Origin of the sequence: Kitasatospora herbaricolor (assembly GCF_030813695.1) — a bacterium.
Taxonomy (GTDB): Bacteria; Actinomycetota; Actinomycetes; order Streptomycetales; family Streptomycetaceae; genus Kitasatospora; species Kitasatospora herbaricolor.
Map to the genome: position 1 here is coordinate 1,344,660 of NZ_JAUSVA010000002.1, position 12,191 is coordinate 1,356,850.

General features: G+C 73.1%; 9 protein-coding genes. 2 read left to right on the forward strand and 7 right to left on the reverse strand.

Annotated features, from left to right (window positions below):
• Positions 1-121: 121 nt before the first annotated feature.
• The 3 genes from J2S46_RS06290 to J2S46_RS06300 are packed head-to-tail and all read right to left on the reverse strand — an operon-like array spanning position 122 to position 1,768.
• Positions 122-784 carry a 2OG-Fe(II) oxygenase gene (locus J2S46_RS06290; RefSeq protein WP_191294047.1) on the reverse strand — a complete coding sequence of 221 codons (663 nt, stop codon included), beginning with the start codon at positions 782-784 and terminating at the stop codon, positions 122-124.
• Positions 702-1,259, reverse strand: a complete 558-nt coding sequence (locus tag J2S46_RS06295) for a tail fiber domain-containing protein (protein WP_229913329.1) — start codon at positions 1,257-1,259, stop codon at positions 702-704. Before J2S46_RS06295 ends, J2S46_RS06290 begins: the two co-directional genes overlap by 83 nt.
• Positions 1,260-1,261: 2 nt before the next feature.
• On the reverse strand, positions 1,262-1,768 hold the full coding sequence (locus tag J2S46_RS06300; protein WP_229913328.1) for a hypothetical protein: 507 nt from the start codon (positions 1,766-1,768) through the stop codon (positions 1,262-1,264).
• Between the two features lie 427 nt (positions 1,769-2,195).
• On the opposite strand from J2S46_RS06300, the gene J2S46_RS06305 reads away from it, so the two are divergent.
• Entirely contained in the window at positions 2,196-3,113 is a 918-nt protein-coding gene (locus J2S46_RS06305) for a DUF6891 domain-containing protein (RefSeq protein WP_191294045.1), read from the forward strand.
• Positions 3,114-3,601: 488 nt separating this feature from the next.
• On the opposite strand, the gene J2S46_RS06310 is transcribed toward J2S46_RS06305, so the two are convergent.
• Positions 3,602-5,032: a glycosyl hydrolase gene (locus J2S46_RS06310; protein WP_229913327.1), complete on the reverse strand. Its 1,431-nt coding sequence runs from the start codon at positions 5,030-5,032 to the stop codon at positions 3,602-3,604.
• 553 nt (positions 5,033-5,585) lie between these two features.
• Entirely contained in the window at positions 5,586-6,530 is a 945-nt protein-coding gene (locus J2S46_RS06315; RefSeq protein WP_191294044.1) for a hypothetical protein, read from the reverse strand.
• A gap of 303 nt (positions 6,531-6,833) precedes the next feature.
• On the opposite strand from J2S46_RS06315, the gene J2S46_RS06320 reads away from it, so the two are divergent.
• Entirely contained in the window at positions 6,834-7,865 is a 1,032-nt protein-coding gene (locus tag J2S46_RS06320; RefSeq protein ID WP_191294043.1) for a LacI family DNA-binding transcriptional regulator, read from the forward strand.
• A 51-nt stretch (positions 7,866-7,916) separates the two neighbouring features.
• Here J2S46_RS06320 and J2S46_RS06325 read toward each other — a convergent pair whose 3' ends face one another.
• Together J2S46_RS06325 and J2S46_RS06330 are read right to left on the reverse strand one after the other, a co-directional pair.
• Positions 7,917-8,942, reverse strand: coding sequence for a LacI family DNA-binding transcriptional regulator (locus J2S46_RS06325; RefSeq protein WP_191294042.1), 1,026 nt, complete (start codon positions 8,940-8,942; stop codon positions 7,917-7,919).
• Between the two features lie 325 nt (positions 8,943-9,267).
• Entirely contained in the window at positions 9,268-11,811 is a 2,544-nt protein-coding gene (locus J2S46_RS06330) for a carbohydrate binding domain-containing protein (protein ID WP_191294041.1), read from the reverse strand.
• Between the last annotated feature and the right edge of the window lie 380 nt (positions 11,812-12,191).

Here is a 12,191-nt window from a genome sequence, read left to right on the forward strand (position 1 = left end):
GGCCGCCGGATCGGGCACCACCGCCCGATCCGGCGGGCACCGGGGAGGACGGACCGCGGACAGCCGGCACCCGAACCGGCGCGTGACCGTCGGACCGCGACGGGGAGCGATCGACGCCTTCTCAGCCCACCCTTCGTGTCGTGGGGTCCGGGCTGCACAGCCAGCCGTTGACGGCAAAGCGGCTGTCCGCGTGCCGCCTGCTCGGACAGCCGACCGGCCGTACCTCGTGCCAGGCGGTGGGGCGGAAGAAGACGATGCTGTCGTGCTCGGGTTCCCAGTCCCGCCAGGTGCGCTCGTCCCATTTGCCGGCGGTCCCGGTGTGCAGCGGCAGGGCGGCGTCGAACACCCGCAGCTCGCCCCCGACGAAAGGCCGGGGCGAGCGGTGCAGGTAGTACACGAAGGTGAGCAGGCGGCGGGGAGCGAACTCGGCGCTGGTGTCCTGGTGCGCCCGGTAGAAGTCGCCGTCGTTGTGGACGTTGAGGCCGTAGCTGGGTTCGGCGTGCCGGCAGGAGACCCCCAGGGTGTGCTCGACCACCTCCAGGACGTCGTCGATGGCTGCCATCAGCTCGGGCGCCGCAAAGCCCTGGTACGAGCGAGACCGGCGGAAGTCGAGGTCCACCTCCCGGTCGCGGATCATGGACGGCTTCAACATGTCGCCGGTGGAGGCGATCGCACGCTCCAGCAGGGCGCCGGCAGTCCGGTCACCCAGGAACTGGGTGATGCGACAGACCGTCACCGGTAGCCGCCAGATCGCGTCCTTGGACACCGGCGAGCGCTGATCCATTGCCCCGGACGGTCCCGTCACGGTGTCCTGCCCTGTCATGGTGCCCTGCTTCCTGGATCACGATGGGTGCCGCAGCGGCCGCGGCCACCGGTTCGCGCGCGCCGGCGGCGTCTCTCAGACGGCCCACTTCGGCGGTGAGTTCCTCCACCCGGCGGTGCAGCGCCTGGACACAGACCAGGGCCACGCCGAGGCCGTCGACGACCGGGATCACGGTGTCGTCCGGGTTGAGGCGGAACGCGGCGTGCCAGTCCTGGGCCATCGGCCCCAGGTGGCGGACGTCCTCGGGCTCCCAGAGGTAGCGCCAGGTACTGACGGGCAGCGCGGCCACGGTCTCCAGGACCGTGTAGCCGTTGACCGCACCGACGTAGCCGTCGACCGCACCGACCTGGGCCGCCGAGCCGTTCTGCCGCCCGCCCGCCCGACGGTCGGCGGGGACCGGGCCGGCCGGCCGGGACCGCCGGTGGAAGATCCGCATCCTCAGCGGCTCCAGTCGACCGGAACCACGTCCTGCTTGAGCCCGCGGTCGCTGCAGACAGCGCACGGGCTCCCCGGCACCCCGGGGCCCTGGTCCGTGCCGATGGTGATCGCTCCGTGGGCCCCGGCCGGGGCGTGGACGCCGTCACCGACCAACGCGGCTTCGTAACCGCCCAGCAGTTCCTGCAGGATTCCAGGCCCCAGATTCTCCGGGGCGGTGATCGCGGCGATGCCGTCGTAGTCGGTGTAGGCCGCCCCCAGGGTCCGGCCACCGACCGTGGCGAACACGATCCTGGCACCGCGGATGGGCTGCCCGGTCACCGCGTCGGACGCCATCGCGTGGATGTTCTCCAGTTGCATCTGGGTGACGTTCAGGCTCGCCTGGCTGGTGGTGAGTCTGGTCGGCTTCAGGCTGGGGCACTCCGCCCCGCTGCACGACGCGTCCGCCGGGGTGGTCGCGGACGCGGTGACACCGCTCCCCACTCCCAGCGACGCCAGAGCCGCCGCCATCACCGCGACACTCCTACGACCTAGTGAACTCATGCCACTCCCATGGGAACTGCCCGGGCGTGCTCCGCGCCGGCGCTGGACCGCGGGACGGCCTGGCAGGGGCAGCACGCAACGGGTGCCGCCCCCTTCGGACGACATGACCGAGCGTATCCACGCCCCTCGGACCCGAGCAGCCGACAAGCACGGGTTCGCACCATCTGATGAACCACCGGCCAGGCAGTGACGAACACGATCGACGCGTGCAAACCAATGAGCGACCACCGGCAAGACCCAGGCGTTCGACGCCCCGGGGTCCATCGTGGCAGTACAGCGGACCGATGGCGTCCCGGGGCGGGCCTTCCCGGCCGGGGACGGCCCTCGGAGGGTGTGGGAACGGGGTGGCCGTACCCGCTCGCACCCCGTCAGGGGGATGTGTCAGAGTCTGCGGATGCTGAAGATCGTGGTGGAGACCGAGAACGGCGAGCGGCACGTGGGTGTGCCTGCCGAGGAACTGGCCGGGCTGGTCCAGCGGATCGGCGGTGACGGGGACCGGTTCCTGGTGGTCCAGCGGATACCCGATCTGCCCGACGTCTTCACCCAGGTCTGGCACGAGGCCGGCGGGGACTACACACTGCAGCACCGCACCGGCCCCACCGGTGAGCACTTCCAGGTACTGGTCGACGATCCCGATACGGTGACCGCGGCGATGACCGGATGGGCCGCCCGCACGCCCGGCTGGGACACCACCCTTGCCTGGTCGCCGCTGGACCTGGGCCCCGCCCCCGAGGTCCCGCCGCTCGACCTGGACGAGGACGACCGCACGGTGCTGGAACAGCGCATCCGCGTATCGCTGGCGGGCGGCTACGTCACCCGCGCCTCTCTGGCGGAACTCGCCGAGGACTACCTGGTCACCGCGGAGCGTCGGCCCGTGTCCCGCGCCCAGGCGCAGATGCTGGCCGACCGGATGTGGCTGGAACGCCTGGCGGAGCAGGCCGACTGGCAGGGCGAGACGGACCCCGAGCGGCTCACCCGCGCCTTCACGGCGCTCAGGGAGGCCGGTATCACCGCCCGCGAGCACTTCACCTGCTGCCACGGTTGCGGCCAGGCCGAGATCGGCGGCGAAGGCGGCCCCGACGCCCGCGGCTTCGTCTACTTCCACACCCAGTCCACGGACTCCGCTGCGGCCGGCCACGGGCTGACGCTCCACTACGGCGGCTTCGACGGCTCGCCCGCCACCACCGTGGCCGTCGGCCATGAAGTCGTAGCGGCCCTGACAGCAGCCGGCCTCCGCACCGACTGGGACCACGACCCCGGCCAGGCCATCACCATCACCCCCCTGGACTGGCGCCGGCGCCTGATCGGGTGAAGACCACCCTTCCGGAGCATTCACACCGGCTGCTGGGAAGGCCCGGAGGCAGCCGTAGGACGGCGCAGGGGTCGAATGCCCTGTGGCGGGACGGAAGCGGGCAACAACACTGGCCGGACGGCCCCGACGGCCGAAACGAACCGGCCGCCGCGACGCCGGCGACGGAGCCCATCCGGGCCGGCGGCAGAACCGGAACCGAGATCGGCCCGTCGTCGCCAGGACCTTTCCAGTCCTCCTCAGAAGCCATGATGATCCCGACCGGCGCGGCACGTATTCTTCGCTGTCGGCGGAACGGCGAGCTGAATGTCAACGGCCGGCCGCTGACCCGCCCCGCACTGCCGCACCCCGGTGTCGGCCGCTCTCGGGCCGGTCGCGGCCTGCGCTTCGCCGCAGGGGAGAACCCGGCCACCGCCGAGCCGCCCCCGCCGGCGCCGCCCGTATCAGCGCCAAGGTGCCCCGGCCGGGTCGGCCGGGGCACCTTCTCGGGGTCAGCTCGGCAGGGTCCACTTCTGCCAGGCGTTGGTGTTGCAGTCCCAGATCTGCAACTGGGTGCCGTCGGCGCTGCTGCCGCCGGGGACGTCCAGGCAGCGACCGGACTGCGGGTTCTTCAACTGGCCGGATGCCTGGGCCTGCCACTGCTGCTGCGTGCCGCCGTTGCAGTCGTAGAGCTGGATCTTGCTGCCGTTGGCGGTGCCGGCGACGGTGATGTCCAGGCAGCGACCGGACTGCGGGTTGCGGATGGTGCCGTCACCGGCGACCGTCCAGGTCTGGGCGGTGCCGGACGCGCAGGTGTACAGCTGAACGGCGGTGCCGTTGGCGGTGCCGGCGGCCCGGGCGTCGACGCACTTGCCGCCGAGGCCGGTGATGGCCCCCGTCCCGCCGCCGGTGCCACCGGTGCCACCGGTGGGCAGGGTGATCTCACCCTGGTTGACGACCCGCGGCAGGAAGTAGCCGGTCTGGATCTCGGCGTTGGTGTTGTTCCCGGTCAGCTGCTCGGACCACAGCATGAAGTAGGACCACTTCGGCTGGCTGTCGAGCAGGGCTGCGGTGGGGATCCTGCCGAGTTCGGCGATCGCGATCGGCTTGCTGCCGGCGATGGCGAGCATCTGCTGGTAGTCCGCGGCGCTCGGGTAGGTCTTGTACCAGGCGTCGAGGGAGACGACGTCGACGTACGCGTTGCCGGGGTAGTAGTCGGCCCAGCCGCCGGCCGGGTTGTCCTGCACGTTCCAGACCCAGATGAGGTTGGACAGGCCCTTGGTGTTGGCGAGGTAGTCGTGGGTGATCTGGTAGAGCTTGGCGCCGCCGTTGCTACCGGGGCGGTTGCCCCACCAGTTCCAGGTCTCGTTCATCTCGTGCAGCGGGCGGAAGAGCACCGGGACGCCGGCGTCCTTGAGCTGCTGGAAGTAGGGGACGGCCTCGTCGAGGCGCTTCTTCCAGGCGGTGTTGAGGGCGGTGCCGTCGGTGACGATCTGGGTGAACTGGTCATTGGTGATGCTCGACTTGACGCCGCCGTCGAAGTTGCAGCCGCTGCCCTGGGTGGGCGGGCAGACGTGCCAGGTGAGCGCGACCAGCGAACCGTTGGCCCACTCGGTCTTGGCCTGGTTGATGACGTTCTGCCGGTTGGCGACGTCGGCGGGGTTGAACATGAGGTCGCCGCCCCACAGGCCCGGGTACTGGCCGGTGATGTTCTTGACCTGCTGGGTGTACTGGGCGGGGGCGGAGGCGGGCTCCTTGTTGTGCTGGCCGGAGACGATGTGGTTGCCGGTGACGGACTGCAGGTAGGTCAGGACGTTGGCCTTGGGGGTGGCGGGGAAGGCCTGGGCGTCCGGAGCCGGCAGTGTGGTCATGAGCAGTGCGGCGACGGCCGCGGCGGCGAGCGCGGCGCCGCGGGTGGACAGCCGGGTGAGGGCTTGACGCATGGTGGTCGGCTCTCTGGTGGAGGAGTGGGGGGATGTCAGAGGTGTCCGTGGGGGCACCGGGTGGGTCGCCACGTACGGGTACGGGAGTGGGTGTCCCGCCCAGGTGGTGTGGGGTCTTCCGGGGGCGCAGCGCCACGGGCGTCAGGTGGTACAGGGTGCCGGATACTGCCACGCACTCTGTCCGGCGTTCATGCAACTGCCGGAGCACTGACCTGAGATGAACCGAGTAAGCGGGATGAACATACGGCTGGGTCGGGGCGCCGTCAACAGGTTGCGCATCCTCGGGCGGTCTCAATTCCGTTTGGTTTCAGGCATCGAGCGTTTTTCAGGCGAGGGTGCGGCACATGAGCGCACGGGACTTCAGGCAGTCGGTCGACGTCGGACATGACTGACAGCCAGGAGCTGTCCGGCCGATCACGTGGCTGCGCCTGATCCGCGCGATGTTCCAGGCACGGGGCGCGGAGAACGCGGTGATCTGCCGGACGCCGAGCGGGAATGGCGGTTGCCGTACCTACGGGTGGGCAACGGCCGGTGCGGGCGGTGGCGTGACGTGTCACACGGGGACGACGACCAGGCCCGCGACGTAGCGGGCGAGCCGCGCCGGACCGTGCCCGGCGAGCGCCTGGTGGACGTAGCCGGGCACCACGGGCCGCAGCCCGACGGCGACGTGGCGGAGGTGGGCGGTGTGGTGGAACCGCGCCATCGTCCCGGGCCCGTCGATCAGGGTGACGCCGTCGGCGGCCCGGCCGGCACACGGACGGTACCCGTACAGGGCGTCGTGCAGGCTCCGGGCGACCGCGCCCGCGCCGGACTGCGGTGCGGTCAGTAACCCGCGCAGCGGACGGGGCACCCCCTGACCGGCGAGCTCGGCGTCGGTCGTGACGGGCGGGCACGGCCCGACGCCGCGGGCCAGGAGCGGGGCGAAGTGCACGGCGCCGGCCAGCAGCCCGGGCCCGTCGAGACCACCGAACCGGAGACCGGCGGCCTCCGCCTCGGCCGCGCGGTGGCGGAGGGTGGCGCGGACGGCCAGGGCGGGCAGCAGGGCCACGGCGGCGGTGACGGCGTCGGGAGCGGGGGTCGCGGCGGCCGCGGCGTCCTCTGGCCCGGTGTGGAGCAGCAGGGCCGCCGGGACCTCCAGGTGCTGGGCGGTGTACAGCAGGCGGGTGAGCTGGGAGTCCGGGTGGGCCCGCCGGTCCGAGCCGATCCGCCACAGACCGGCGTGGCAGGTGAGGCTCCGCGTCTGGACGAGGCAGCCGAACCCCCGCCCACCGGGCTCCACCCACCACCAGAGCAGGTCGGCGCCGGTGGCCCTGCCGCGGTGGCTGTTGAACGAGACGTACCGGGCGTCGTCCGGCAACTCCTGCAGCAGCTCCCGGACGATCCCCTCCTCCGCCGTGAAACACCCGCGGAAGAGCTCCTGCGCCAGCGTCCGGGGGCGGCGGCTGCGCGCGACGGCGCGGCCGTCGATCGGCATGCGTGCGCGGCCGGCCAGACCCATCAGCCGCCCCCTCCTCCGGCGCCCGGACCCGGCGGCGGGCGGCACCCGCCGCCGTGGTCACACCCATGATGACCCATCGCCTCCCCACCCGGACCGCTACGCCCGGACCGCCCAGGGCATCGTCCCGTCGGGCCGGGCACTCCCTCTACCTCGGCACCGTCACCGCAGCAGCACTCGTCGTCCGATCGCCAGGACGGCGCCTAGGCGCAGGGAGGCATCGCGGATAGCATTGGTGAACCGAGAAAGTTGCCGTGGCCGGCCGGACGGCGGCCCGATCCGCAGTGGGATGGAAGGGAGCACCTGGTGACACGCCCGACCATCAGTGACGTGGCGCGTGCCGCCGGCGTGTCGAAGGGAGCGGTGTCGTACGCCCTCAACGGGCGGCCGGGCGTGTCGGAGGCGACGCGTCGACGCATCCTGGCCGCCGCCGACGCGCTGGGCTTCCACGCCGACCGGGCGGCGAGAGCGTTGGCGGGGGCACCGGCGAAGACGGTCGGCCTGACTCTGTACCGGCCCGCCAGGACGCTCGGCGTCGAACCGTTCTTCATGGAACTGATCAGCGGCCTGGAGGCCGAACTGTCCCTCCGCTCCTACGCCCTGCTGCTGCACATGGTCGCCGACCGTGAGCAGGAGACGGCGGTGTACCGGCGGTGGGGGCACGACCACGCCGTCGACGGGGTGCTGGTCTGCGATGTCCTGGACGACGACCCGCGCCTGCCCGTGCTGCGGGAGCTGGGGCTGCCCGCGGTGGTGATCGGCCCGTTTCCGGCCGGCGGCCGGGTCTCCAGCGTCTGGTCGGACGACGCCGTTTCCCTCCAGGAGGCGGTGGAGTACCTTGTGGCGCTGGGCCATCGCCGCATCGGCCGCGTGGCGGGCATCCCCGACCTCGCCCATACCCGGATCCGCTGCGCCGCGTTCGCGAACCTCGCCCGCAAGCTCCGGCTGGAGTGCGCGCCGACGGAGTACACCGACTACACCGGCCCGGACGGCGCCCGCGCCACGCGCCTGCTCCTCGGGGCGGCCGACCCGCCCACCGCACTGGTCTACGACAACGACATCATGGCGGTCGCGGGGCTGGCGGTCGCTCAGGAGATGGGGCTGACGGTGCCCGGGGACCTCTCGGTCGTGGCCTGGGACGACTCCCCCGTCTGCCGGATCGTCCACCCGGCACTCACCGCGCTGACCAGGGACATCGCGGCGTACGGCCGGCAGGCGGCGCAGCTGCTGCTGGCGTCGCTCGACGGCCGGGAAGCTACCGGTGTATCGGTCGAGGCCGCCCACCTGACACCGCGTGCGAGCACCGCCGGCCCGGCGAACGCCCGGCCGCCGGCCTGACCACCCGCCTCGCGCACCCATGGTCCTGACGCCCCGGCGGGTGCCGGCAGGTCAGGCCGGCTGCGGGGCGGGGCCGCTGCTGTCCCGGACGACCAGGGTCGCGGTGTGGTCCAGCACGGCGGCCGGCGGCCGCCCCCCGATCACCTCGAACAGCAGCCGTACGGCGTGCGCGCCGTACGCGACGATGTCCCGGCGAAGGACGGTCAGCGCGGGGCGCACGGCCTGGCAGAGCGGCGAGTCGTCGAAGGCGACGAGTGACAGGTCGGCCGGTACCCGTACGCCCATCTCGCGGGCGACGGCGAGGCCGGCCACCGCCATCACGTCGTTGTCGTAGACGACGGCCGTCGGCCGGTTCGGCGAGCTCAGGATCCGCCGCGTCACGAGGCCGCCCGTGTGCGCGGTGTAGTCGGCGCCGACGATCGCCGCCGCCGCGCCCGCACGCCGGCAGGCCGCGGTGAACGCGGCGTCCCGGACGGCGGTGTGCAGCATCCCGGCCGGGCCGCTCACCCTGGTGATGCGGCGGTGGCCGAGGCCGGCCAGGTGCCGGACGGCGGCGTCGACCGCGGCCTCGTCGTCGTTCCAGATGCCGGTCAGCGCGCCCCCGGGGACGGGCCCGCCCACCACGACGGCGGGCAGCCCGAGCGCGGCGAGCGGCCCGATGCGCGGGTCGTCGGACTCCAGGTCGCACACCAGGACGCCGCCGACCCGCCGTTCGGCGTGCCAGCGCCGGTAGACGGCCGTCTCCTCGGCGGCGTCGCCGACGTACTGGAGGGCGAGGCCGAGGTCGCGGGCGCTCAGCTCGGTCTGGATGCCGCTGATCAGTTCGCGGCGGAACACCTCGACGGTGTGCGCGTCGGAGGCGGGCCTGCGCAGGGTCATCCCGACCGGACGGGCGACTGTGCCCTGCAGAGCCTGCGCGGAGGTGTTGGGGTTGAAGCCGAGGTCCCTGGCGATGCCGAGGATCCGCTCGCGCATCTGCTCGGAGACGCCGGGGCGGCCGTTCAACGCGTAGGAGACGGTCACCCGGGAAACCCCGGCCTGCCGGGCGATGTCGGCCATGGTGGGCTGGCGCGGCATGAGCCTCCTCCGGACGGGCGCACCGCGAGCATACCCGCCTCGTGGAGCCCGGTGCCCGGGAGTTCCGGCCCTCGCCCGCATCGGTCGGGACGGGCCTGCCGGTACCGGCAGGCCGGCTCTGACAGCCCGGTGTCCGTGCGGTGTCCGTCCCGGTCTGCACCGGGCATCCCAGGAGCCGGCCCGCGTCGGTGCTCCTCCGCCCCCACCCGAGGTGGATCACCACGGATGGGGGCGGAGGGGCCGGGCGCCGGCCCCTGGGGCCGGCCCGGGTCCGGCAGGCGCCGCACCCGCACAGGGCCGTGCGGCGCAGCCGGGGGTTCGGGTGTCAGCGGGTGGCGGTGACGGTGTCGATCCAGGCGGTTCCGGTGGCGGCCTGGCCGTTGAAGTAGAAGGAGAGCTGGGTGACCTTGCTGGTGTCGAGGGTGCCGGGGGTGGCCCAGGAGGGGTTCTTGAAGGTGTTGAGCGGGATGGTGAGGTTGCTGCCGGTGGTGTCGGTGAGGGGGACGGTGGTCTCCCAGTAGGTGCCGCTGGCGACGAACTGGATGGTCAGGGCCTGGTCGGGGCCACCGTCGGAGCGGGCCCACAGGCGCAGGGCGGTGGCACTGCCCCAGTCCTGCGGGGTGGGGAGGGTGCGGATGATGCCGGCGTAGCCGGGGGCTCCGTGGTCGTAGGCGGCGCGCAGGCTGTGGCCGGTGCCGTCGGCGTGGGCGGTGTCGAGGGTGGTGGTGACGGCTCCGCCGCCGGTGTTGCGGGGATAGGCCGTGGCGAGGGCGCTGTCGGTGGGGTAGCTCTCGAAGTCGTCGACGATGAGGTCGCCGGTGGTGAAGGTGGCGGGTGCGTTGCCGGCGGGGGTGGAGCCGGCGGCGTTCACGGCGGCGACGGTGTAGTGGTAGGTGGTGTTGGGCTGGAGGTTGGCGGCCGGTGCGTAGGTGGTGCCGCGGATGCTCGTGGCCTGGAGGACGGGGGCGGAGAGGTCGGCGTTCTTCGAGAGGGTGAGGGTGTAATAGGCGGCGCCGGGGGCGGCGGTCCAGGTGAAGGGGGTGCGGGTGTCCACGCCGGTCGCGCCGGCGGCCGGGGTCTGCTGGAAGGCTCCGGGCTTGCCGGTGGCCGGGGACGCGGTGGCCGCCCTCCAGGTGGCGCCGGTGAGCGGCGCGGGGTGGGCGTCCGCCCTCCAGTCGAGCCGGACGTGGCCGGTGGCGCGCAGGTTGTCGAGGGTCAGCAGGGTGTGGTCGCCGCGGCGTTGCAGGGTGGGGGTGGCGTTCACCCAGGTGACGCCGTCCGCGGAGGTCCGGACGGTGGGCAGGGCGGAGCGGTCGAGGGTGGCGAAGTCGGCCTGGAAGCTGGTGAGGCCCGGCCGGCTCCAGGTGATCTGCCCGGCCTTCCGGGGGGCCGGGGCGACGCGGACGCCGTCGCCGTCGGGGGTGGTGGTGAGGGTGTCGCTGTGCGAGGAGGTGAGGATGAAGCTCTGCAGGGGGTCGGCGGCGCTGTCCTGGCCGGGGGCGGCGGCGAGCGCCGGGGAGGTGGCGAGCGGGCGGCCGGCGCGGTCGAGGGCGACGGCGCGGTACCAGGCCGGGGTGGCCGGGGTGGCGGGGTCGAGGTAGGGCGCGTCGTTGTCGGAGAGTCCGGTGGCGACGGTGCTGTAGGGCCCGTCGGCGCCCGCGGTGGCGCGTTCGATGCGGTAGCCGTCTGCGCCGGCGGTGCCGCGCCAGGCGATCTGATTGATGCCGGCGCTCTTGGTGACGGACGTGACCAGGGGCGGCGTGGTGGCCACGGCGGGGCGCGGCCGGTCACCCGTGACGGTCAGCGCGAAGGCGGACTCGGCGAGGACGGTGGCGTGCATCGCGGCGTTGTCCCCCGGGTGGTGCAGGGTGAAGGTGTCGTCGTGCTGGACGTAGCCGTGGTCGTCGGCATGGCCGAACAGTGACCAGGAGAGCGCTCCGGTGACGTTCGGGTCGTCGGCGAGCGCGAGCGCGTCGGCGGCGGTGACGCTGGTGCTGCCGTGTTCGCCGGCGAGGTAGACCTTGCCCTTGGCGGTGATGGCCTTGGCGTCGGCGGCTTCGGTGGTGGCGCTGCTCGGGTAGTAGTGGACGTCGACGATGTCGACCTGGGCGGAGGCGAGCGCGGCCGCGTCGACGCCCTGCTGGCGGCCGGCCGCGACCAGTTGCCGGGGCGCCAGCTTGTGGACGTACGCGCCGATCTGGTCCGCCCAGGTGGTGGTCATGTCGTTGAGTTCGTTGCCGAGCGACCAGGACATGACGGTGGGGTCGTCCTTCAGTGCCAGCCCGGTGTAGGGGTTGACGTGGTTCAGGACGTGGGCGATGTAGTCCTTGTACGCGGCGATGGCGCGGGCGTCGGTGTAGAACGCCTTGGGTTCGAGGCCGAGCCACCCGGTGATGTTGGTGTAGCCGCCGGAGTAGTACGTCCACTGATCGGTGAGTGGCACGACCAGGCGAAGGCCCAGGGCGCGCGAGCGGGAGATCGCGTAGTCGATGCTGGCGAACGCGGCGTCGTTGTACTGCCCGAGGGCGGGCTGGATGCACTTGGCGCAGCCGAGGGAGGTGCCGAGGGTGTGGGAGCGGACGACGGTGGCGTTCATGGCGCGCGCGGTCTTGAGGGCGTCGTCGATGCGGAAGGTGGTGGGGTAGTCGACGCCGCCGACGTTCTCGTCGAGGCCGAGCCAGTAGAGATTGGTGCCGCCGAAGCGGAAGGGGTCGCCCTGGAGGGCGAGGTGAGTGCCGTCGCGGGTGACGAAGGCGTCGGCGGCCGCTGCCGGAGGCCGGGCGCCGGCCGGGGCGGTGGTGGCGGCGACGGCGAGGCAGGCCGCCGCTAGGGTGGCGGCCGTCGTGGTGCGGCGGGCGGTTCCGGGCATGGGTGTACCTCTCGGGGGTGGTGGGTTCGGCGGGGTCCGCTCGCACGGTGGAGCCCCGGGCACGGGCTGGTTCGGGAGGCGGGACGGTGCGGCACGCTGCGGCGGGCAGGCTGTCGGCGGCGGGTCCGGAGCGCGGGCACCGCTCCGGGCCGGTCGTCTCCTGGTTGATGGCGTTGAGCAGGCTCCGGGCGGCCGGCGGGCCGCAGCCGAACACGCCGTCACCCGTCGCGTGAACGATGGGGCGGGTGGTCGGCGCCGTGGGAGCGGGGCCGCTCTTCCGGGACGCCCTCGACACCGGGGAGGGGATCCTGCGGAGGCGTGGGCCGGAACGCGGGCGGGCGGGGCCCACCAGGTCGGGGGCGCCGACGGTGCCGGCGAGC

Coding starts and splice junctions, on each gene's coding strand:
- J2S46_RS06290 (WP_191294047.1), bottom strand. CDS start 784: ATGGATCAGCGCTCGCCGGTGTCCAAGGACGCGATCTGGCGGCTACCG.
- J2S46_RS06295 (WP_229913329.1), bottom strand. CDS start 1,259: ATGCGGATCTTCCACCGGCGGTCCCGGCCGGCCGGCCCGGTCCCCGCC.
- J2S46_RS06300 (WP_229913328.1), bottom strand. CDS start 1,768: ATGGCGGCGGCTCTGGCGTCGCTGGGAGTGGGGAGCGGTGTCACCGCG.
- J2S46_RS06305 (WP_191294045.1), top strand. CDS start 2,196: ATGCTGAAGATCGTGGTGGAGACCGAGAACGGCGAGCGGCACGTGGGT.
- J2S46_RS06310 (WP_229913327.1), bottom strand. CDS start 5,032: ATGCGTCAAGCCCTCACCCGGCTGTCCACCCGCGGCGCCGCGCTCGCC.
- J2S46_RS06315 (WP_191294044.1), bottom strand. CDS start 6,530: ATGGGTCTGGCCGGCCGCGCACGCATGCCGATCGACGGCCGCGCCGTC.
- J2S46_RS06325 (WP_191294042.1), bottom strand. CDS start 8,942: ATGCCGCGCCAGCCCACCATGGCCGACATCGCCCGGCAGGCCGGGGTT.
- J2S46_RS06330 (WP_191294041.1), bottom strand. CDS start 11,811: ATGCCCGGAACCGCCCGCCGCACCACGACGGCCGCCACCCTAGCGGCG.